This is a genomic window from Pseudomonas sp. M30-35 (assembly GCF_002163625.1).
In the GTDB taxonomy this organism is placed as follows: domain Bacteria; phylum Pseudomonadota; class Gammaproteobacteria; order Pseudomonadales; family Pseudomonadaceae; genus Aquipseudomonas.
Window position 1 is genome coordinate 4365098 of sequence record NZ_CP020892.1, and the last position, 23246, is coordinate 4388343.

The 23246-nt window shown below is 54.8% G+C and carries 16 protein-coding genes; 4 read left to right on the top strand and 12 right to left on the bottom strand.

Going from position 1 to position 23246, the window contains the following annotated elements; all coding sequences use genetic code 11:
• Window positions 1-100: 100 nt before the first annotated feature.
• The 9 genes from gltB to B9K09_RS20100 form a co-directional block, all read right to left on the bottom strand.
• Window positions 101-4549, bottom strand: coding sequence for a glutamate synthase large subunit (gene gltB / locus B9K09_RS20060; protein ID WP_087518460.1), 4449 nt, complete (start codon window positions 4547-4549; stop codon window positions 101-103).
• 243 nt (window positions 4550-4792) lie between these two features.
• The gene (locus B9K09_RS20065; protein ID WP_087518461.1) at window positions 4793-6331 is read right to left on the bottom strand and encodes an SPOR domain-containing protein; all 1539 of its coding nucleotides are present in this window, start codon (window positions 6329-6331) and stop codon (window positions 4793-4795) included.
• Window positions 6332-6343: 12 nt separating this feature from the next.
• On the bottom strand, window positions 6344-7447 hold the full coding sequence (gene aroB / locus B9K09_RS20070) for a 3-dehydroquinate synthase (RefSeq protein WP_087518462.1): 1104 nt from the start codon (window positions 7445-7447) through the stop codon (window positions 6344-6346).
• Window positions 7448-7498: 51 nt separating this feature from the next.
• A complete protein-coding gene (aroK, locus tag B9K09_RS20075; RefSeq protein WP_087518463.1) occupies window positions 7499-8017 on the bottom strand; it encodes a shikimate kinase AroK in 519 nt (172 codons plus the stop codon).
• Between the two features lie 4 nt (window positions 8018-8021).
• A complete protein-coding gene (gene pilQ / locus B9K09_RS20080) occupies window positions 8022-10094 on the bottom strand; it encodes a type IV pilus secretin PilQ (protein ID WP_087518464.1) in 2073 nt (690 codons plus the stop codon).
• A 54-nt stretch (window positions 10095-10148) separates the two neighbouring features.
• On the bottom strand, window positions 10149-10673 hold the full coding sequence (gene pilP, locus B9K09_RS20085) for a type 4a pilus biogenesis lipoprotein PilP (protein WP_087518465.1): 525 nt from the start codon (window positions 10671-10673) through the stop codon (window positions 10149-10151).
• Window positions 10670-11293 carry a type 4a pilus biogenesis protein PilO gene (gene pilO / locus B9K09_RS20090; protein WP_087518466.1) on the bottom strand — a complete coding sequence of 208 codons (624 nt, stop codon included), beginning with the start codon at window positions 11291-11293 and terminating at the stop codon, window positions 10670-10672. The genes pilP and pilO overlap by 4 nt, the downstream gene beginning before the upstream one ends.
• The gene (pilN, locus tag B9K09_RS20095) at window positions 11290-11862 is read right to left on the bottom strand and encodes a type 4a pilus biogenesis protein PilN (protein WP_087518467.1); all 573 of its coding nucleotides are present in this window, start codon (window positions 11860-11862) and stop codon (window positions 11290-11292) included. The genes pilO and pilN overlap by 4 nt, the downstream gene beginning before the upstream one ends.
• Entirely contained in the window at window positions 11862-12926 is a 1065-nt protein-coding gene (locus tag B9K09_RS20100; protein ID WP_087518468.1) for a pilus assembly protein PilM, read from the bottom strand. The genes pilN and B9K09_RS20100 overlap by 1 nt, the downstream gene beginning before the upstream one ends.
• Window positions 12927-13107: 181 nt before the next feature.
• Between B9K09_RS20100 and B9K09_RS20105 the strand changes: the two genes are divergently transcribed.
• Entirely contained in the window at window positions 13108-15588 is a 2481-nt protein-coding gene (locus tag B9K09_RS20105; protein WP_087518469.1) for a penicillin-binding protein 1A, read from the top strand.
• 88 nt (window positions 15589-15676) lie between these two features.
• Here the strand turns inward: B9K09_RS20105 and B9K09_RS20110 are convergent, their stop codons facing one another.
• The 3 genes from B9K09_RS20110 to rpmE all read right to left on the bottom strand — a co-directional run bounded on the left by B9K09_RS20110 (window position 15677) and on the right by rpmE (window position 18158).
• Complete coding sequence (locus tag B9K09_RS20110) at window positions 15677-16945, bottom strand: malic enzyme-like NAD(P)-binding protein (protein WP_087518470.1); 1269 nt, start codon at window positions 16943-16945, stop codon at window positions 15677-15679.
• A 171-nt stretch (window positions 16946-17116) separates the two neighbouring features.
• Window positions 17117-17917, bottom strand: coding sequence for a thermonuclease family protein (locus B9K09_RS20115; protein WP_087518471.1), 801 nt, complete (start codon window positions 17915-17917; stop codon window positions 17117-17119).
• 28 nt (window positions 17918-17945) lie between these two features.
• Window positions 17946-18158, bottom strand: a complete 213-nt coding sequence (gene rpmE / locus B9K09_RS20120) for a 50S ribosomal protein L31 (protein ID WP_087518472.1) — start codon at window positions 18156-18158, stop codon at window positions 17946-17948.
• Between the two features lie 166 nt (window positions 18159-18324).
• On the opposite strand from rpmE, the gene B9K09_RS20125 reads away from it, so the two are divergent.
• The 3 genes from B9K09_RS20125 to B9K09_RS20135 all read left to right on the top strand — a co-directional run bounded on the left by B9K09_RS20125 (window position 18325) and on the right by B9K09_RS20135 (window position 23134).
• Entirely contained in the window at window positions 18325-20544 is a 2220-nt protein-coding gene (locus B9K09_RS20125) for a primosomal protein N' (RefSeq protein ID WP_087518473.1), read from the top strand.
• A gap of 175 nt (window positions 20545-20719) precedes the next feature.
• On the top strand, window positions 20720-22459 hold the full coding sequence (gene argS, locus B9K09_RS20130) for an arginine--tRNA ligase (protein ID WP_087518474.1): 1740 nt from the start codon (window positions 20720-20722) through the stop codon (window positions 22457-22459).
• A complete protein-coding gene (locus B9K09_RS20135) occupies window positions 22460-23134 on the top strand; it encodes an SPOR domain-containing protein (RefSeq protein ID WP_087518475.1) in 675 nt (224 codons plus the stop codon).
• The last annotated feature ends 112 nt before the right edge of the window (window positions 23135-23246 follow it).

Genomic DNA, 23246 nt, shown 5'->3' on the forward strand with positions numbered 1-23246 from the left:
CAAAACCTCTCAACAGCATGCGCTCGGTTTAAAGCGGCGCAGCAAGACAATCACGGTGAGCGGCTGGCCTGAAGATTCAGGTCAGCCGCTTGAAGCTGTTTTATTGCGGGTTAGCACGCATGCTCGACAGCAAGGACTTGAGGCTCGCAGCCTTCGGCTTAACCAACCAGAACTTACGCAAGTAGTCGTCCAGGTTTTCAAGCAGATTAGCGCCCCACTCACTGGCTGTTTCAGCAACATACTCAGCCAACACAGTTTGCAGGTGGCTACGATAGGCCTCCATCGCTTCACTGTTGATGCGCTGGATTTCGACCAGCTCATGGTTAACCTTGTCGTAGAAGCTGTTGTCCAGATCAAGCACGTAAGCGAAACCGCCGGTCATGCCCGAACCGAAGTTGTAGCCAGTCTTGCCCAGCACACAGATGAAGCCGCCAGTCATGTATTCGCAGCAATGGTCGCCCGTGCCTTCAACAACCGCATGGGCACCCGAGTTACGCACGCCGAAACGCTCGCCAGCAGTGCCAGCGGCAAACAGCTTGCCGCCGGTGGCGCCGTACAGGCAGGTGTTGCCGATGATGGCGCTGTCCTGCGTTGCAAAAGGGCTGCCTTGTGGCGGCGTGATCACCAGCTTACCGCCGGTCATGCCTTTACCGACGTAATCGTTGGCATCACCTTGCAGGTACATGTTCAAGCCACCAGCGTTCCACACCCCAAAACTCTGACCTGCAGTGCCTTTGAAGCGGAAGGTAATCGGCGCCTTGGCCATGCCCTGGTTGCCGTGCTTACGGGCAATTTCACCGGAGACACGGGCACCAATCGAACGGTCGCAGTTACAGATGTCGAGTTCGAACTCGGCGCCACTGGCTGACTCGATTGCCGCGCTCGCCAACTCAACCATTTTCTCTGCAAGCAGACCTTGGTCAAATGGCGGGTTGCGCTCAACAGTACAGAACTGCGGCTTGTCGGCCGGAATCAGGTCACTGCCGAGCAGCGGGCTGATATCCAGATTGTTCTGCTTAGCCGTTTCACCGGGCAGGATGTCCAGCAAATCGGTACGACCAATCAGCTCTTCCAGGCTGCTAACGCCAACCAACGCCAACCACTCACGGGTTTCTTCGGCCACGAACTTGAAGAAGTTCATGACCATTTCAACCGTACCGATGAAGTGGTCTTTACGCAGTTTGTCGTTCTGGGTTGCAACACCGGTCGCACAGTTATTGAGGTGGCAAATACGCAAGTACTTGCATCCCAGTGCAATCATTGGCGCAGTACCAAAACCGAAGCTTTCAGCACCTAGAATCGCTGCTTTAATCACATCGAGACCGGTCTTCAAGCCGCCGTCAGTCTGCACCCGAACCTTGCCACGCAGATCGTTACCGCGCAGGGTTTGGTGAGTTTCCGCCAACCCTAACTCCCACGGTGCGCCCGCATACTTGATTGAGGTCAGTGGTGAAGCACCTGTGCCGCCGTCGTAGCCGGAAATGGTGATCAGGTCAGCGTAGGCTTTAGCCACACCCGCCGCGATCGTACCGACGCCAGCCTCGGCCACCAATTTGACCGAAACCAGCGCAGATGGATTGACCTGCTTGAGGTCATAGATCAGCTGGGCCAAATCTTCAATCGAGTAGATATCGTGGTGCGGCGGAGGCGAAATCAAGGTGACGCCCGGCACTGCGTAACGCAGGCGCGCAATCAAACCGTTAACTTTACCGCCCGGCAACTGACCGCCCTCACCCGGCTTAGCGCCTTGGGCAACTTTGATCTGCAGCACTTCAGCGTTAACCAGATACTCCGGAGTCACACCGAAACGACCGGTTGCCACTTGCTTGATCTTCGATGTGCGGATGGTGCCGTAACGTGCAGGGTCTTCACCGCCCTCACCGGAGTTAGAACGCGCACCCAGGCGGTTCATCGCTTCAGCAATGGCTTCGTGAGCTTCTGGCGACAATGCACCCAGCGAAATACCCGCCGAGTCAAAGCGCTTGAAGATCGACTCCAGCGGTTCAACCTGATCAAGGCTCAATGGCTTGTCGGCCAGTTTCAGCTTGAGCAGGTCACGAATCATCGACACCGGCCGGGTGTCGACCAGCGCGCTGTATTCCTTGTACTTCTCGTAGTTGCCCTGCTGCACAGCAACCTGAAGGGTATTGACCACATCCGGGTTGTAAGCATGGTATTCGCCGCCGTGGACGAACTTCAGCAAGCCACCTTGCTGGATCGGCTTGCGGTTACTCCAGGCTTCATTAGCCAGCAGTTTTTGTTCGGCTTCGATATCAACAAAGCGCGCACCCTTGATGCGACTGGCAACGCCGCGGAAGCTCATGTTGACCACTTCATCGGACAAGCCAACCGCTTCAAACAACTGCGCACCGCGATACGAGGCAACCGTCGAAATACCCATCTTCGAGAGGATCTTCAACAGGCCTTTGGAGATGCCTTTACGGTAGTGTTTGAACACTTCATAAAGATCGCCGAGGACTTCACCGGTGCGGATCAGATCACCCAGCACTTCGTAAGCCAGGAACGGATAAACCGCCGAAGCACCGAAGCCGAGCAACACCGCATAGTGGTGCGGGTCACGTGCGGTGGCTGTCTCGACCAGTATGTTGCAGTCGCAACGCAGGCCTTTCTCGGTCAGACGATGGTGCACCGCACCAACGACTAAAGAGGCATGCGCCGGCAATTTACCCGGTGCAATGTTGCGGTCACTGAGCACCAGCAACACTTTACCTGAGCGCACGGCTTCTTCTGCCTGGTCAGCCATATTGCTGACAGCAGCCTCTAAGCCGATGCTTTCGTCATAGTTCATGTCGATGAAATGACGTTCAAAACCTGGGCTATCCAGGTTCATCAAGGTGCGCCACTTGGCTGGCGAGATGACTGGCGAGCTAAGGATTACGCGAGTGGCGTGCTCTGGCGACTCTTCGAAGATATTACGCTCGGCACCGAGGCAAATCTCCAGCGACATCACAATCGCTTCGCGCAGTGGATCAATCGGCGGATTGGTGACCTGCGCGAACTGCTGACGGAAGTAGTCATACGTCGAGCGTACGCGCTGCGACAATACCGCCATTGGCGTGTCATCGCCCATCGAGCCAACAGCTTCCTGGCCTTGCTCACCGAGCGGGCGCAGGACTTGGTCGCGCTCCTCAAAGGTCACCTGATACATTTTCATGTATTGCTTCAGGCGATCCGCCGAATAGAAGTCTGAACCATGGTCGTGGTCGTCCATGGTTGCTTGAACCCGCAAACCGCTCTTACGCAACCATTGCTTGTATGGGTGACGTGATTTCAAGCGATTGTCGATGTCTTCGGCATTAAGCACCTGACCGGTCTCGGTATCGACCGCCAGAACCTGGCCCGGGCCGACACGCCCTTTGGCAATGACGTCTTCAGGTTTGTAATCCCACACACCGATTTCCGATGCGAGGGTGATATAGCCATTCGAGGTGGTCACCCACCGAGCCGGACGCAGACCATTACGGTCAAGCAAGCACACGGCATAGCGGCCATCGGTCAGCACCACGCCAGCCGGGCCATCCCAGGGTTCCATGTGCATGGAGTTGTATTCATAGAACGCGCGCAAATCGGCGTCCATGGTTTCAACGTTCTGCCACGCAGGTGGAATAATCATGCGCACGCCGCGGAACAGGTCAATGCCGCCGGTGACCATCAACTCGAGCATGTTGTCCATGCTCGACGAGTCCGAGCCGACGCGGTTGACCAGCGGGCCCAACTCATCAAGGTCAGGAATCAACCCATTGGCGAACTTGGTACGACGCGCCTGCGCCCAGTTACGGTTGCCGGTAATGGTGTTGATTTCGCCGTTGTGCGCCAAGAAGCGGAACGGCTGCGCCAATGGCCATTTCGGCAGCGTGTTGGTTGAGAAACGCTGGTGGAAGACGCAGATAGCCGTCTGCAAACGCTCATCACCCAGGTCTGGGTAGAACTGTTGCAGGTCAGCGGGCATCATCAAACCTTTATAGATGATGGTCTTGTGCGAGAAGCTGCAGATGTAGTGCTCGCTATCATTCGCGTTGCTGACCGAGGAGCGGCGGCGTGCGCAGAACAGCTTGATCGCAAACTGTTGATCGCTGAACCCCTCACCGCCAATGAACACCTGCTCGATCTGCGGCAGGCGCTCAAGAGCCAGCCTGCCCAATACGCTGGTGTCGACCGGCACTTTGCGCCAGCCAATCAGACTCAGGCCTGCGGCCAGAATCTCTTTATTCATATTCTCGCGAGCAGCGTCGGCTTTAGCCGAGTCTTGGTTTAGAAAAACCATGCCGACGGCGTACTGCTCAGGCAGCTCAACAGACAACTGCTCCTGGGCAATAGCCCGCAGGAACGCGTCAGGCTTCTGCATCAACAGACCACAGCCATCGCCAGTCTTACCGTCAGCGTTGATCCCACCACGGTGGGTCATGCATGTCAGGGCTTCGATAGCAGTCTGGAGCAGGTGATGGCTAGCCTCGCCCTGCATATGGGCAATCAGGCCGAAGCCGCAGTTATCCTTGAACTCATCAGGACGGTACAAACCTGCTTTCATAGGGACTCTCACCAGGCGGCCTCCTTTTTTAGGGAGGTAATTGCTTTCTAATTCAACAACTTACCGTACGCACAGGGCATTGCTCCAGCTTTGCGCAGGCAAAAGGGTGGTCATTGTACATAGCCGATCGGATCGTCACAAATTTTAGTGACGATCTAATGCAATCATATGTCGCGAAAACGATGTTTTAGACCAGACAGTCGTGCTAACGACTGTCTGGTCATACCGATCTAAGCCGCGTGACTAACGAGCTTGAGCGATTTCCAGCTTGATACTGGCAAACGTACGCGGCCAGGGTTTACCCGCCTGTACCTTCGCCGACATTTTACTAATGGCGGCTTTTGCTGCGTCCGCTGTGGCAAAACTACCATAGGTTACGACGTACAGTGGCTTCCCCTGGTAGAGTTTCTTGAAGTAGTGATACTCGCTGCCATTCTCACTGACAAAAGCCTTAGCATTGCTTTCAGCACTGGTTCCCACTACTTGCAAGGTGTAGCGCGACCCGGCCTGATCGGCATACCAACCCGTAACATTTGCCGGTTTTGCTGCAGGCGTTGCCGCTTCTGGCTTAGGTGCAGGCTTGGCGGCCTCTGCTGTTTTCACCGGGGTAACAGGTACAGCAGGGGGCACTTGCTCACGGGTATCGACTAATAAGCGCGGATTAGCTTCCGGGGTTGGCGTGGCGACCGCTTCATCTTTCGGCTCTGCCGGTGTCTCAGCCTCTTGCGCCTGGTTATTGCTCACAGCATCAGCCGATTGTGCCTCGCCACCGAGAGGCAATGGTTTTGGTTCGCCTGAACCGGCAAATTCAATGGCCGGTGCGCCAGGGTCACCGCTCTGTGTAGCAGTCTCAGTTGCTGGCTCGGTCACCGGCGACTGTGGCTGAACATTTTCTGCTGGCGCCTGGGCCTGACCCTCTGGCATTGCAGGCTTGTCACGCCCTTGCATCATCCAGGCAACCAATACACCAACAACAACGACAGCCAATGCCAACATGTGCTTACGCGGCATGTTGAACGAGAACCCAGAGCTCTTGCCTGCAGTACGCTTGGCCTGCATGGCATCGACCAGTACTTCACGCGCGGCCAGATTAATCGCACCCGGCCAGCCTTCGGATTGCTCATAAATAGTCGTGAGCTGCTCCTCCGTGAAGACCTCTAGCCCTTGCGCTGCACCTTCCAAGCGCAGTGCAAGGTACTCGCGCGTTTCTTCTTCGGTGTAAGGCTGCAATTCAATGACGTGGAAGCACTCTTCGCCATCCGCAACCTGATCAAAGCGTGGCAGCATTGCAGTTTCAGCGAACAGAAACACATGCGGGCGCCCTTCTGGACCGCCAGCAGCCAAGGTCACCAAGTTGCGCAAGTCGCCGTCACTGAGCTGCTCAGCATCATCAACCAGCACATAGACTTCTTGACCGGTGATGGCCAACTGGCCGATTTGCGCCAAAATAGACTGCATATCAGGCTGGGCAACTTGCAGGCCTTGAGCGACCTGACGTAACACGCCCATGCCTTCACCGGCATTTTGCGTGACAACTACGCTCAGCACCGCCTGCTTATTGGTGCTGGCAACCAGCGCTTGACGCAAAAGCGTCTTACCACTGCCTTCCGGGCCACTGACGGCGAGCAGCAACTGGCTATAACGCGCCAAATGATGCAACTGCCCGAGCACGGGCTTGCGCTGCGCCGGGAAGAACTTGAAGCCTGGCACCCGCGCTGCAAATGGGTCATGGCTAAATTGGTAATGGTCGAGGAACGCCTCGTCAGCGTGCAAACTAGTCATGGGGGGCACTCTTTAATTTTTTAGCTGTTCAGCCATCGCTGCATAATCGGCGCTTAGCGTGGCACTTAAAATTTCACGTGGATACTCACTGGTAATCACGGCGTCACCCATCTTCCGGAGCAACACTAACCTCAGCTGACCATCGAGTACTTTCTTATCGACAGCCATATGTTCAAGAAAGTGCTCCGGCGTCATAACTTTCGGCGGCACTACTGGTAAGCCAGCGGCCTGAAACAAGCGAATGGCTCGATCACGCTCTGCAGGCTCGATCCAGCCTAAACGCGTCGACATCTCCAGCGCCATGACAGTGCCCGCTGCAACAGCTTCACCATGCAGCCACACACCATAGCCCATGTGCGTCTCGATCGCATGGCCGAAGGTATGCCCCAAATTTAGCGTCGCTCGTAACCCAGACTCACGTTCATCGGCGGCGACTATACGCGCCTTTGCAGCACAAGAGCGCTGAATTGCTTCGGTCAAAGCGGTTTGATCCAACTCACGCAGCGCAGGCATGTTCACTTCCAGCCACTGCAGGAACGGCTCATCGCAAATCAGCCCGTACTTGATCACTTCAGCCAAGCCCGCGGAAAGTTCTCGCGGCGGCAAGGTAAGCAGGCTTTTGGTGTCAATAAGCACCGCTTGCGGCTGATAAAACGCGCCAACCATATTCTTGCCCATCGGGTGGTTGATTCCGGTTTTACCGCCCACCGACGAATCCACTTGGGACAACAAAGTGGTTGGCACCTGGATAAAGTTAACCCCACGCTGATAGCACGCTGCAGCAAAGCCTGCCATATCACCAACAACCCCGCCGCCCAGCGCAATAATCGTCGTGCGTCGATCATGCCGAGCCGTTAGCAGTCCATCGAAAATCTGTTGCAGCACTTCCCAGGTTTTGAAGGCTTCGCCATCCGGCAGAACAACCGAGGTCACGCTAAAGCCATTGAGCGCAGTTTCCAACGCCTGTAGATACAGGGGCGCGATGGTCTCATTGGTGACGATCGCCACCTGGCGACCAGCAATATGCTGGGCCAGCAATTGCGGCTGCGCAAGCAGATCTGCGCCTATATAAATAGGGTAACTACGCTCACCGAGCTCGACTTGAAGAATTTGCATGCAGCCCCCTGTCAGGAAAGGGCTCTAGGATAGCGCAGTTCTTGCTGCGCTTTAACGGGGAGGAAGCGCTTCTAGTCGCTCAAGTATCTCTTGTACGACCATTCGCGGGGGGCGTTCATCGGTTTCGATGACGATATCCGCGATTTCCCGGTACAGAGGATCACGTAAAGCGAGCAAATCGCGCAGCACTTTACCCGGATCAAGAGTACGCAACAGCGGTCGATTACGATCTCGCGCGGTCCGATTGATTTGCTGCTCAACTGAGGCATGCAAATAAACCACCCTGCCACCCTGGTGCAAAGCAGCACGATTCTCAGGACGCATGACTGCACCACCACCGGTGGCCAGCACCATGCCCTGAGACTCGCACAGTTCAACGATTACCGACTGCTCACGCTCACGAAAACCTTGCTCACCTTCAACATCAAAGATCCAGGGAATATCTGCTCCAGTGCGGTGCTCGATTTCTTTATCAGAATCTTTAAACGGTAAACGAAGCTCTTTAGCTAGCAAACGCCCGATGGTGCTTTTTCCAGCGCCCATCGGGCCAACAAGTATCAGATTTTGCACTTAATCAACGGCTCACCGCGACAGCTTGGGTGTTCATGATGCGCGGGGTGAGGAAGATCAGCAACTCAGATTTTGAGTCCTCAACGATATCACGACGGAACAGGCGGCCCAGATAAGGCAGATCGCCCAAGAAAGGTACCTTATCAACACCTTTACGCTGCTCGTTGGAGAACACACCACCAATCACAATGGTTTCGCCATCGTTAACCAAGACCTTGGCATTGACCTCATTCTTACGAATGGTTGGCGTACCGTTTACCTGGTTGGCGAAGTCCGGCTCATCCTTGTTCACTTTGACTTCCATGATAATCCGGTTGTCAGGTGTGATCTGCGGAGTCACTTCGAGCGACAGAGCAGCCTCAACGAAAGTGGTCGAGGTCGCACCGCTTGAGGAAGCTTCCTGGTATGGGATATCCGCACCCTTGAGGATTTTCGCGGTTTCTTTATCCGAGGTCACGACCTTCGGCTGCGATACAACCTCACCGTTACCGGTTTTTTCCATCGCCGAAAGCTCAAGATCAAGAATGGTGTTGTCGGTGACAAAGCCGATGCCCAGCGAGGAAGTTGCGTTAGCCACCCCCATATCGACGAAGTTACCTAACGCAGTAGCTGGGTTGCCACCCGAGCCGACGCGGTCACCACCGCTCCCGCCAACAATGAAGTTACCGTTGCCAACCTGCGCACCACGCCAGTTAACACCCAGCGATTTGTCATAGTCGACGTTCGCCTCAACAATTCGCGCTTCAATCATCACCTGACGCACAGCGACATCCAGCTGAGCGACCACACGGCGCAACTCATCGAGACGGTCTTGTGTTTGGTAGGCGATGATGCTGTTGGTGCGGTCGTCGACTGTAATAGAACCACGATCGTCAGCACTGCCGTCAGCACTGGTCACGGATTGGAACAGCTTGGCCATATCCGAGGCTTTGGCGTAGTTAACCTGAATCAACTCACGGCGCAGTGGGGCCAGCTCAGCAATTTGCTTTTGCGACTCCAACTCTTGACGCTCACGAGCAGCGATTTCATCCGCCGGAGCGACCAGCAAAACGTTACCCACTTTGCGCTTGTCCAAACCTTTGGTTTTCAGCACCAGATCCAGCGCTTGGTCCCAAGGCACATTCTGCAAGCGCAGCGTGATGTTACCGGCAACGGTGTCACTGGCAACCAAGTTGAGGTCGGTAAAGTCAGCAATCAGCTGCAGCACCGAACGCACGTCGATATCTTGGAAATTCAGCGAGAGCTTTTCACCACTGTAAGCAAACCGCTCAGTCTTACGCTTTTCCGCATCGTCTTTGGTCAACGGCTTGATACTCAGCGTCAGTTTGTTATCAGTTTGAAAAGCCAGGTAGTCATAAAAGCCGGTTGGCTCAATGACGATACTGGCTTTGTTGGCCGAAGCGGTGGCGCTGACAAACTGCACAGGGGTTGCGAAGTCTTTAACATCCAGGCGCACACGGAGCGCTTCAGGCAGCTGGGTCTTAGCAAAATCCAAACGGATTTTCCCGCCCTGCTCTTGAATATCCGGGCTCACCGAAGGGTCGGACAAGGTGATAACCACATTCCCCTCACCTTGCTCGCCACGCTGGAAGTCGATATTGCTGATAGCCTTCGACTGAGCAATATAACTTCTTGTTTGTGGCTTTTTATAAGTAGAAGCCGCTGGCGCAGGCGCTGCCGAGGCCACTGCTGAGCCCGCATTGGCACCGACCAGGACAAACAGGTTATTGCCTTCTACACGAGTGCTGTATGGCGCCAGGTTAGACAGGTTGATGATCAGACGCGTGCGATCTTTAGCCTCTACCACCGTCACGCTGCGAGCATTACCTACACCCAGCTCACGGTTTTTAGTCCCTAGCTGGTTAGACACCCCTGGAAGGTCAAGCGCAATACGCGCTGGCTGCTCGATCGTGTAACCACGCGGCGCAGCAACTGGCTCGTCGAACGTCATTTTCAGTTCAACTCGATCACCCGGCATCGCAGCTACGTCGAGCGATTCTAGATTAGCTGCCATCAGCACAGGCGAAAGCAGAACCCCCAACAAGGAGATACTTAGTCGTGTAAGGGAGCAATTCATTCTCAGGTTCCGTTTGGCAGACCGATTATTTTTTTTCATGTTCTCTCCGCTCATTTAAGAGCGCTCCTTGAGGGAGAGGCTTCGCGGCCGTTCAAGCCAGCCACCTTCACCATCGGGAACGATTTCAATCACATCGACTTTCGACTCATTGATAGCAATGATGCGTCCGTTATTTCGACCCAGGTAATCCCCGACCTTGATCCGATGAACGCCTCCTGCACCACTAACCAAGGCAAAAGTGCCGCGATCGTTGGACAACGTACCGACCATCTCGAAGACTTCAATATTGAACCCTTCAAGGAATTGTTTAACCCGCGTTTCATCAGGCTTGATTTCTTTCGAGCCTTTGGCGCGTTGAATCATTTCTATCTTCACTGGCGGCTGGAATGGGTTTCTCAGAGCCGCGGCGCTATAGGTAAAACTTTCATAGGGCTGAAACTTAGGCAGCGGCTCAATTGACCCTTTAGGTCGAGCACGCACATCATCCATATAAGCCTGCAAGTCAGAGAAATCACTGCTTGAGCCACAACCGCTAAGCGTTAATACCGTTAGTGCAACTGCTAAATGGGCGCGTTTCATTTTTGCACCCCCTTATCGTTATAACGGTAGGTTTTAGCGAGAATCGACATACGCAACTTGCTCGTTGTGTCTTTATTCGCCGGTACCAGATCAAAATCATGCAACGTGACAATACGCGGCAAACTGGCCACACCGCTGACAAACGTCGCTAAGTCGTGATACGTACCAACAACTTTAATCTGTATCGGCAACTCGATATAAAACTGTTGCGCAACTTCAGGCAGAAGTTTGATCTCTTCGAATTCAAGACCACTGCCTAAACCGGTGCGAGTAATATCTTCAAGCAAGCCAGGTACTTCAGTGTCACTTGGCAACTGTTTAAGCAGTGCGCCAAATGAGACCTCCATTTCCTTCATCTGATCTTTATATGCCTCCAGGTTTGCAGCCTGAAAAGCCTTGGATGAAAACTGCTCTTTTAGCGTGACCTCTTCTTGCTGCTTGCCGGTGAGCTGCGTTTGCAGGTCTTCCAGGTGGAATTTATAACCAAGCGCGAGTACCAAAACCATCAACAAGGCACCTGCAATCACTTTGACTGCTGCAGGCCAAGAGCCAAGGTTGTTGAGGTCAAGGTCGTTAATATCGATCTGCTTCAAACCGTCCAGCGATTCTCTCAGGCTCATTTTTTAACTTCCTCGCCATCAAGCTTCGGTTGGGTTTGCTGCACCGTCAGCTGAAACACATTCGCCTGATCAACCGCACCCGCAGTCACCGCTTTAACTTCAGTTAAATTCGGTTCGGTTAACCATTCGGAAGAATCGAGGTTGCGCATTAAATTCGAAACACGGTTATTGGATTCAGCGGCACCGACAATTGCGATGTTCTTGCCGGTCATTTTAAGCCCGGTAAAGAAAACGCCATCGGGCAGAGTTCTCACTAACTGATCAAAAACCCGTCCAATAATCGGTCGATTGCCTTGCAAGTCTTGAATGATTTTCATCCGTTCAAGTAATTGCTCGCGGCGTTTTTTCAACTCGCTGATTTCTTTGATCCGGGTGTCGAGCACAGCAATTTCTTTACGCACGAATTCATTACGCGCATTTTGCTGCTTGATAGCACCACTAAAGTACTGGTCCCCCAGAAACACCAGAGCTGCAGATACTGCCAACACACCGCCGAGAGCAACGAGGAAGCGCTGCTTGCGCTCCTCACGTAACTGCTCTCGCCACGGAAGTAAGTTGATCCGTGCCATTAGTCGAAACTCCTCATCGCCAGACCACAAGCAATCATCAGTGCAGGTGCATCACTCGCGAGCGCCCCAGCATTGACCTTGCTACTTAACGCCATATCAGCGAACGGATTGGCGACCAATGTCTGGGTGCCGATTTTCTGCTGAATCAAGCGATCGAGATCAGGAATGGAAGCCGTACCTCCGGCCAACAGGATGTAATCAACGTCGTTGTACTGACCCGCCGCGAAGAAGAATTGCAGCGAGCGAGAAACCTGCTGCACAACCGCTTGTTTGAACGGTTGCAAAACCTCGCTGTCGTAGTCATCTGGAAGACCGCCTTGTTTTTTCGCAAGACCGGCTTCTTCAACAGATAAGCCATAACGGCGCTGAATCTCTTCAGTCAGTTGCTTGCCGCCGAACATTTGCTCGCGGGTATAGATAGTCTTGCCATTATGCAGAACGCTCAACGTGGTCATCGTTGCGCCGATATCAACAACCGCTACGGTCAGGTCATCAGCGCCAGAACCGAGCTGTTCTGCGAGCAACGCAAAAGAGCGTTCGAGCGCATACGCCTCAACATCAACCACTTTGGCGGTCAGGCCTGCAAGCGCCAACGCGGCCTCACGAACCTCGACATTCTCTTTGCGGCACGCCGCGAGTAATACCTCAACACGTTCGGCATTACGCGCAGACAATCCCTGCACCTCGAAGTCAATCGCAACTTCTTCGAGCGGGTAAGGAATGTATTGATCCGCTTCGATCTTCAATTGATTCTCAAGATCATCATCAGAAAGCCCGGCTTCCATTTCGATGGTCTTGGTAATCACCGCAGACCCTGCCACTGCAACAGCAACAGTTTTAACGCCTGTCTTGGCTTTGGAAAGCACACGCGTGAGCGCTTGGCCGACCCCTTCCATCTCGGCGATGTTTTTCTCAACTACAGCATTAGGTGGGAGCGGCTCAACAGCGTAGGCCTCTACTTTGTAGCGGCCTCCTGAGCAACTCAACTCGAGGAGCTTTACCGAAGTCGAACTTATGTCGATCCCCAGCAGCGTATTCGCTTTCTTATTGAAGAGCCCTAGCACGACCGATTTCCTATTGGCATCCGTTACTTACGGACTATTTATGTTTTTCTACATTAAATAACAGTCTTGACAGAAGCGCAAATGGCTCCCAGTGGAAAAAAACGCTTATAATGTGATCGGTTTTTTCCTTTTTGCTTTGTCTTGTTCTTAACTCATTCTTTTATCTGGAAATCCAAAAATCTTGATGCGTTTGCTGAAATTCTTTGTTTGGTCCTGCGTCGCCATTTTTTGTGGCCTGTTACTCAGTTTAAGTGGGGCTTTCCTCTACCTAAGCCCGAGCCTGCCTTCTGTCGACTCTTTGCGCAGCATCCAACTGCAAATACCTTTAAGGGTATTTAGCAGTGACGGGAAGCTGATCGCTGAGTTTGGTGAAATGCGACGCTCGCCAATCGAATTTAAAGATATTCCGCCTGACTTTATTAATGCATTACTGGCTGCCGAGGACGACAACTTCGAGCACCATTATGGCGTCGACCCGAGCAGCTTGATGCGCGCTGCCACGCAAATTTTGAAAAGTGGTCAAATTCAAACCGGTGGTAGCACTATCACCATGCAGGTTGCCAAGAACTACTTTTTAACCAACGAAAGAAGCTTTTCACGGAAAATCAACGAAATCCTGCTAGCCCTGCAGATAGAACGTGAACTGAGCAAAGACGAAATTCTCGAGCTTTACGTCAACAAGATTTACCTCGGTCAGCGAGCGTACGGTATAGAAGCAGCATCACAGGTTTATTACGGCAAACCCATTGGTGAACTTAACCTTGCGCAACTGGCGATGATCGCAGGCCTGCCCAAAGCCCCGTCGCGCTACAACCCTTTAGTCAACCCGACTCGCGCCAAAGAACGCCGCGACTGGATTCTTGGCCGCCTGCACCTACTTGGCAAAATCGATGAGGAGCGCTATCAAGCCGCACTCGCCGAACCCGTCGACGCCAGTTATCACGTCGCCACGCCCGAACTTGCCGCACCTTATATTGCTGAGATGGCCCGCGCCGAAATGGTCGGCCTTTATGGCAGCGATGCCTACACAGAAGGTTTCAACGTTTTCACCACCGTTCCCAGCACCCTGCAAAATACAGCCAATGATGCGCTGCGCAGCGGGCTGCTGACCTACGACCAGCGTCACGGCTATCGCGGCCCAGAAAGCCGCCTGCCTGGCATGACCAAAGAAACCTGGCTGGCAGAACTGGCGAAAAAATCACAGTTCAGCGGGCTTGAGCCTGCAATCGTCACTCAAGTTGAGAAAAGCGGGATCCTGGTACTCACCCGCGACGGCAAAGAAGAAGCCGTCAACTGGGAAAGCATGAAGTGGGCACGCCCTTTTCTCAATACCAACAGCATGGGCCCTCGCCCTAAACAGCCAAGCGACGTTGCCCAGATCGGCGACCTTATCCGCGTACAACGCCAGGAAGATGGCAGCCTCAACTTTGTGCAAACACCTACTGCTCAAGGCGCACTGGTGTCGCTCGACCCGAAAAACGGCGCAATCCTCGCATTGGTCGGCGGCTTCTCATTCGAGCAAAGCAACTACAACCGCGCAATACAGGCGAAACGTCAACCAGGCTCAAGCTTCAAGCCTTTCGTTTACAGTGCTGCACTGGACAAAGGCTACACCGCCGCAACGCTGGTGAACGATGCACCGATTGTCTTCGCCAACAGTAGCACCGATGAAGTCTGGCGACCCAAGAACGACAACAACACCTTCCTGGGCCCAATACGCTTACGCGTCGCACTGTATAAATCGCGCAACCTGGTTTCGATCCGCCTGCTCCAAGCGATTGGCATTGAGTACGCCCGCGACTACGCAACCAAGTTCGGTTTCAACAAACAGGATCTGCCACCCAACCTGTCCCTGGCCCTCGGCACAGCCGACTTAACCCCGATGGAAATCGCTACTGGCTGGTCGGTATTTGCCAATGGCGGCTACAAGACCCAGCCGTACCTGATCCAGAAAATTGATGACCGCCACGGTAAGACCGTGTTCACCGCCAACCCGCCAACAGTGCCAAGCGTTGAACCAACTGAAGCCGAGCAAAAACAACAGCTCGCCGAGGACAATGCTGGCCAGGCAGCACCTGAAGCCCCCGCACTGGAAACAGGCATCGCGGCTCCAACCGAACTAGTCGACCCGGCGACCCCTGTCGAGCCTGCGGTTGCCAAGCGCATTATTGATGCACGCACCGCTTACATCATGACCGACATGCTTCAGGACGTGATCAAACGCGGCACTGGACGTCGCGCATTGGCGCTGGGTCGCGATGACCTGGCTGGCAAAACCGGCACCACCAATGAATCGAAAGACAGTTGGTTCTCTGGCTATAACGCGGACTATGTAACGACCGTATGGACCGGTTTTGACCAACCAGAAAGCCTGGGTCGACACGAGTTTGGCGGCACCGTTGCCCTGCCAATCTGGATGAAGTACATGGGCACCGTACTCAAAGACAAGCCAAGCAACCCACCGAAAGAGCCGCCTGGCATACTGACGCTACGCATTGATCCATTCAGTGGGCGCACTGCTTCACCGGGCACACCTGGCGCATACTTCGAGCTGTTCAAGAATGAAGATACGCCACCGTCAATGGGTGAGATCGACCCTAACCTCGGCGTTCCTGGCAGCCCCCTGCCCGCTGACGACTCAGCCCCTATAGACCTGTTCTAAACCGTCGAGCTTGCGCAAGCGAGCTCTGACATAGCCGAACAGCAGCCATTAAAAAACCCGCCGAAGCGGGTTTTTTAATGCAGAAAACTTAACCTTTAAACACATCATCCACTGACTGCAGCGGATAGTGTGCAGGATATGGCAGCGTAGCCACACCGCTTTCGATAGCCGCTTTTGCTACTGCATCAGAGATCAGGGTGATCAGGCGAGCATCCATTGGCTTCGGAATGATGTACTCGCGACCAAACGACAACTCAATACCACCATAGGCGTCGCATACGTCCTTAGGCACCGGCAGCTTGGCCAGATCACGCAGCGCAATGGCTGCGGCAATCTTCATCTCTTCGTTGATGCGTGTGGCGCGAACGTCCAGAGCGCCGCGGAAGATGAATGGGAAGCCGAGTACGTTGTTGACCTGGTTTGGATAATCAGAACGACCAGTCGCCATGATTACATCGCTGCGTGTAGCGTGTGCCAGTTCTGGCTTGATCTCTGGATCAGGGTTTGAACAAGCGAAGACGATTGGGTTTGCCGCCATACGCAGCAGGCCTTCAGGGCTGAGCAGGTTTGCACCCGACAGACCAACAAATACGTCAGCGCCATCCAGTGCGTCATCCAGCGTGCGCCTGTCAGTTTCACTAGCGAAAACTGATTTGTACTGATTAAGGTCGTCACGGCCAGCGTGGATAACACCTTTGCGGTCGATCATGTAAATGTTTTCGACCTTGGCGCCCATGCTCACCAACAGCTTCATGCATGAAATCGCAGCGGCACCAGCGCCGAGACAAACAATTTTTGCCTCTTCGACTTTCTTGCCAGCAATTTCCAGCGCATTGAGCATGCCCGCAGCCGTTACGATCGCGGTGCCGTGCTGGTCATCGTGGAAAACCGGAATATCACACTGCTCGATCAGCGCACGCTCAATTTCAAAGCACTCAGGGGCTTTGATATCTTCGAGGTTGATGCCGCCAAAGGTAATAGAGATACGCTTGACCGTATCGATAAATGCCTGCGGGCTTTCAGAGTCGACTTCAATATCGAATACGTCGATACCGGCAAAACGCTTGAACAACACACCCTTGCCTTCCATGACCGGCTTGGAAGCCAATGGACCAAGGTTACCCAAACCAAGAATTGCGGTGCCATCAGAGATTACCGCGACCAGATTACCTTTACCGGTGTACTGGTATGCCAACTCAGGATCGCGGGCAATTTCACGCACAGGCTCGGCAACACCGGGGCTGTAGGCTAGGGACAAATCACGGGCAGTTGCAGTTGGCTTGGTCAGCTCTACGCTCAGCTTACCCGGACGTGGCTGGGCATGATATTCGAGAGCGGCAGTTTTCAAATCAGACATATTGGCGTTCCGCTTTTTTGGACTGTTAAGGCAGACCGTCGAGGATACTCAAATTGTATACAGCTGCACAAGACTGTTCGGTCAGACCTAGCACTCAATACCCACACCTGCCTATCGAAGCCGTACTTGCAAGCGGTAAAAACAGACCTTTAGTCAGGACTGAAGACGCAATCAAGGCAGTACCTGCAGCATCGACTCATGCCCCAGCGTTAGCATCCAGCGAGCGTATTTATTGCTAGAAGTCGAACGCCGAGCACGATCGACCACCCAGCCACGCGCCTCAACCGCACGCCCGACCAGATCCTGCCCCTGTGCTTTGCTAAAGGCATCCGCCTGATCAACCGGCACGCGCAGCACCAGTGAGCCACCCATTTCAAGCCAAATACCACCGCGATTACGCTGTACCCGCCTAACCGTCCCACGCACTAATGCGAAGCCACCAGCGTTCAGCGCCTCAGGTGTAATAAACGGGGGATTGCGCCAGATACCGAGCTTGGCTACACGGGCTGTTTGTTCTGCTACCTGCAAACATTGGCGCTGCTCAAGGTTAGGCGCCACGGCCACCCAATAACCCAGCCCTTCGGCCAGTAACTGGGCTTCAAGGCTACGGCCTTGAGTATCGTAGACGTGCGCAAGTGTGCGTCCATAACGATCTTTGGGCTCGACGCCTACCTGCAACGCTATGCGTCCGTCGCTGGCGGCAACCAACGCACTCAGACGCCGCTTGGCCTGCTCAGCATAAGGCTCGACAGTTCGGCCCTTACCGGCCATCTCAGGTGTATTGATGCCGATCAAACGCACACTACGCCCATCAGCCAGACGCAGCGTGTCGCCATCCACCACTCGACTGACAGACACAACCGGGGCCTCACCAGCAGTAGGGCAAAGCGCCAGCGCTGGCGAAAGGTAAATCGCAAAAACAAAAAAGGCGCCCACTAGGGACGCCTTTTTTAGTTTCGAGAAGAGGACCATCTCTGGTCGCCCTTGACGATTCGGCTGCTTACTTAGCGCCGAAAACACCGAAACGCTGCTTGAAGCGGTCGATACGGCCACCAGCGTCAAGAACTTTCTGCTTACCGGTGTAGAACGGGTGGCACTCAGAGCAAACGTCGAGGCTCAGTGGCTTAGCCAGAGTCGAACGAGTTTGGATAACGTTACCGCAGCTGCAAGTAGCTTCGATAGCGACGTATTCTGGATGGATATCGGCTTTCATCGGGTATTCCTCAATAATGTGTGCCGCCACCTAACCGGATGTCAGGTACCGCACGGAACGGGTTGCGGACTATACCAGACCCTGAAACCCACGCAAGCAGTGTAAAGCACCGGCTGTCGCCTGATCACATGCTAATATTCGGCACCTTCTCACCGGGAGCCTGTGTGTGACCGACGCTATTTTGCGCCTTGCATTGCCTTCGCCACTGCGCCGGCTATTCGACTATCTACCGCCTGCTGGTGTCCCGCTGAGCACCTTGCAGCCGGGCGCACGGCTGCGCGTGCCATTTGGCAGGCGCGAGATGGTCGGCATTCTGGTTGAGGTCTGTGAGCATAGCGACATACCAGCCGACAAACTGAAACCGGCGCTGGAGCTGCTCGATCCACAATCGCCACTGCCAAGCGCATTTTTTAAGTTTTGCCTGTGGACTGCACAGTATTACCAACACAGCTTGGGCGATACCTTTAGCTGGGCACTGCCGATTTTACTGCGCCAGGGCGAGCCCGCGCAGGCGCGCCAGGAGCGTTTTTGGCTGGCGAATGACGGCGCCAGCGTCGACGACCCACGCCTCAGCCGTGCCCCGCGCCAGCGAGATGCGTTAAAAACCATCGCGCAGCACCCGCATGGAGTCGCGCACGGCTTACTCAGCCAGCTGCAACTCAATAAAGACAGCCTTGAGCTATTGCGCGAAAAAAACCTGGTCCGCGTGGAGGTGCGCCGCCATGCCGCACACCCGCGCCCGACTAACTGGCTGGCGCAGCCTGAACTGACTTTAAATGCAGAACAAAACGCAGCCACCACGGCGATTCGTTCAGGGCTCGGTAGCTTCAATACCTATTTGCTTGCAGGCGTAACCGGCAGTGGCAAAACAGAAGTCTATTTGCAGCTAATTCGCGAAACGCTGGAGGCTGGCAAACAAGCATTGATCCTGATTCCCGAGATCAACTTAGGCCCGCAAACATTGGAGCGCTTCGAGCGGCGCTTCAATGCCCGGATCGCGTTGCTGCACTCGGCCGTCAACGACCGCGACCGCCTCGATGCCTGGCTGGCGGCGCGCGATGGCGAGGCCGATATCATCATCGGCACCCGCTCAGCGTTATTCACCCCAATGAAAAATCCGGGTCTGATCATCATCGACGAAGAGCACGACGCTTCCTATAAGCAACAGGAAGGCTTGCGCTACCACGCCCGCGACTTGGCCATTGTTCGCGCTCATCAAGAAAACATCCCGATTGTGCTTGGCTCAGCCACGCCATCCCTGGAAAGCCTGCACAACGCCAATATGGGGCGCTACGCCCTGCTGCGTCTCAACCAGCGCGCGGGCAGCGCCAAGGCCCCGAAGTTTTTACGCCTCGATGTGAAGAGCTTGCCGCTCGACTCGGGAATTTCCGGCCCCATGCAGCAAGCTATTCGCAAAACCCTGGAGGCAGGCCAACAAGTTCTGGTGTTTCTCAACCGCCGCGGTTTTGCGCCGACTTTACTGTGTCATGACTGTGGCTGGTTATCCGAATGCCCACGCTGCGACGCCCGCATGACCGTGCACCAACGCACCCGTGAGTTGCGCTGCCATCACTGCGGCCACGCAGAACGCCAGCCGCACAACTGCCCGAAATGCAAAAGCGTTGACCTTCGCCCAGTTGGCGCAGGCACCGAGCGAGCTGAAGAGCGTTTGCAAATTCTTTTCCCGGACGTTCCGGTATTACGGGTCGACCGTGATAGCACTTCACGCAAAGACGCCATGACCAACCTGTTCAATACCGTCCAAAAAGGCGAGCCGTGCATCTTGGTCGGCACCCAAATGCTCGCCAAAGGTCACCACTTTCCACGGGTGACGCTAGTGGCAATCCTCGATGCGGATGGGGGGTTGTTCTCTGCGGATTTTCGCGCCAGCGAGCGCATGGCCCAGTTGATTGTTCAGGTCGCCGGGCGCGCCGGGCGTGCCGAAGAGCCGGGTAAGGTAATCATCCAAAGTCACTTGGCCGATCATCCGTTACTGGTGCAACTCACCGAGCAAGGTTACTTTGCATTCGCCGAGCAAGCCTTGAGTGAACGGCGCAGCGCGGGCTTACCGCCATTTTGTCACCTTGCCCTGCTACGCGCCGAGGCGCATAAGCCGGGTCAGGCTGAAGGTTTTCTCGATCAGGCCTGCACCGAGGCCGAGCTACAGCTTGAAGAGCTGCAGCTCAGCGGTATCGAACTATTGGGACCAGTGCCCGCGCCGATGGAGCGTCGGGCTGGGCGTTATCGTGCGCAACTACTGATTCAAAGTAATGCCCGCGCACCGCTGCACCGCCTGCTTAATAGCTGGCTCAACGCACTAGAACAAATGCCCAGCGGCCGAGCGGTGCGCTGGTCGCTGGATGTCGATCCAATAGACCTGTTCTAATCGACAAAGCTAGATTACCAGCACCAACACGCTAGGCTTTACTGGCAAGCGATCAGGGTTTTAACCACCGCTGAGTGCTTTGCCCTTGATGCGAGCCCCCCAAGCTGTCGATAATGTACAGTTTTCAACCAGTGCCTCACGCGCAGCCGCGCCAGATCGGCCGACAGAGCAGACCATGAAAGACAGCATTCGCCACCTGATCCAACAAGCCCTGACCGCCCTTATCGCTGAAGGCGTGCTGCCTGAAGGCTTGACCCCGACGATTCAGGTGGAGAACACCAAAGACAAGAGCAACGGCGACTTCGCCAGCAACATCGCCATGATGCTGGCCAAGCCTGCGCGGATGAAACCGCGTGATCTCGCTGAAAAGCTGGTTGCTGCACTCCCCGCCGACCCGCAAATCACCAAGGTCGAGATTGCCGGCCCCGGCTTTCTCAATTTTTATCAGAACAGCGCTGCACTGGCTCAGCGCCTTGAAGCCGCACTGGCAGACTCGCACCTGAATGTACGCAAAGCCGGTGCAAAGCAACGGGTTATCGTCGACTTGTCCTCGCCGAACCTGGCCAAAGAGATGCACGTGGGTCACTTGCGCTCGACCATCATTGGTGACGCGGTTGCCCGGGTGCTCGAATACCTCGGTGATGAAGTCATCCGTCAAAACCATGTGGGCGACTGGGGCACCCAGTTCGGCATGCTGCTGGCCTACATGGAAGAAAACCCTGAGGCTGCAAAAAGCGAACTGGCTGACCTTGAAGTCTTCTACCGCGCCGCGAAAAAGCGTTTCGATGATTCTGAAACCTTTGCCCATCGCGCTCGCGAGCTGGTGGTTCAACTGCAAGCCGGTGAGCCTGAATGCATGCGCCTGTGGAACCGCTTCAATGAAATCTCGCTGAGCCACTGTCAGAAAGCCTATGACCGCCTCAACGTCAAACTGACACCAGCCGATGTCCGCGGCGAAAGCGCCTACAACGACGACCTTGCCAACGTAGTCGCAGACTTGCAAAGCAAGGGCCTGCTCAGCGAAAGCGAAGGCGCCAAATGCGTTTTCCTCGACGAATTCAAAAATGCTGAAGGCAACCCACTGCCGGTGATCGTGCAGAAAGCCGGTGGCGGTTATCTGTACTCGACCACCGATCTTGCGGCCATGCGTTATCGCAGCCAGACACTGAAAGCCGATCGCGCCTTATACTTTGTCGATCAACGCCAGGCTCTGCACTTCCAGATGGCATTTGAAGTCGCGCGCCGCGCTGAGTTTGTCGCCAAAGACATGCAGCTCGAACACATGGGCTTCGGCACCATGAACGGCGCAGACGGGCGTCCCTTCAAAACCCGCGATGGCGGCACGGTAAAACTGATCGACCTGCTGGATGAGGCGGAAGAACGCGCCTACCAACTGGTCAAGACGAAAAACCCTGACACCGCCGAAGATGAACTGCGCGCGATTGCTCACGCCGTTGGGATTGGTGCAGTTAAATACGCCGACCTGTCAAAACACCGCACCAGCGACTACAGCTTCAACTTCGAATTGATGCTCAGCTTTGAAGGCAACACCGCACCTTATTTACTCTACGCCTACACCCGGGTCGCCAGCGTACTGCGCAAGCTCGGCAAATCCTTCGACGAAATCAACGGTCCACTCGACCTCCAAGCGCCACAAGAAATCGACCTGGCAGGCAAACTTGCCCAGTTTGGCGAAGTGCTCAACAGCGTCGCAGAAAAAGGCACGCCACATATTCTCTGCACCTACCTTTACGATGTTGCCGGCCTGTTCTCAAGCTTCTACGAGCACTGCCCTATCATCAACGCCGAAAGCCCTGAAACTCAACAAAGCCGCCTACGTCTGGCTGCGTTGAGCGGTCGCACACTCAAGCAAGGTCTGCAATTGCTCGGCCTCGAAACATTGGAGCGCATGTAAGTGGCAGCCCGTAAAAAACCGGCCCCTAAACGCGGAGCCAGTCGCTATAAAGCACCTGCTAAAAAACCTATTCCGGGATGGATCTGGCTCGCCTGTGGCCTGGCAATTGGCGTGTTTGTGATGTTGCTGATGAATCTCAAGCCCGGCAGTGGCGAGGTGCAACGTGACCGTGCCGAGCAGGCGCGCAATGCACAGGCAAAACAGACCAAGCCAACAACCAAACCAGAACCGGCAAAGCCCAAGTACGATTTCTACACCTTGCTGCCCGAGTCAGAAGTCATTGTGCCGTCCGAAGCTTTACCGCAAAGCAAGCCTGAACAGAAGCCGGTCACACCTGCAGAAGCGGCGAAGATTGATGCTGCACGTGCTGAGGCGGCGCTAAAAGGTGAAACGCCGCCACCGCCACCGGTGGTCGCACAAGTTGCACCGGTGACCACTCAGTTCTTCCTGCAGGCGGGTTCATTCCGACGTAAAGACGATGCTGAGAGTGTGCGCGCACAAATTACTCTGCTCGGTCAGAGCGTGCGGGTAGAGGCTGGCACCGTCAAAGACGAAACCTGGCACCGCGTTTTAGTCGGTCCATTCGCGACGCGTGAGCAACTCTCGCAGTCGCAAAAAACCTTGGCCGCCAATGGCTTCGGCAACCTGTTGTTGCAGCAGCGTAAAGCTAACTAAGCCCTTTCCATGACCGGCTCAACCTGAGCCGGTCAGCAATTTTCTGTTACGCCCTCAGCAACCATTAAGGCGAAAATCGGTGCGCCTCGGTTGAAAAGCACGATTCGCCCCC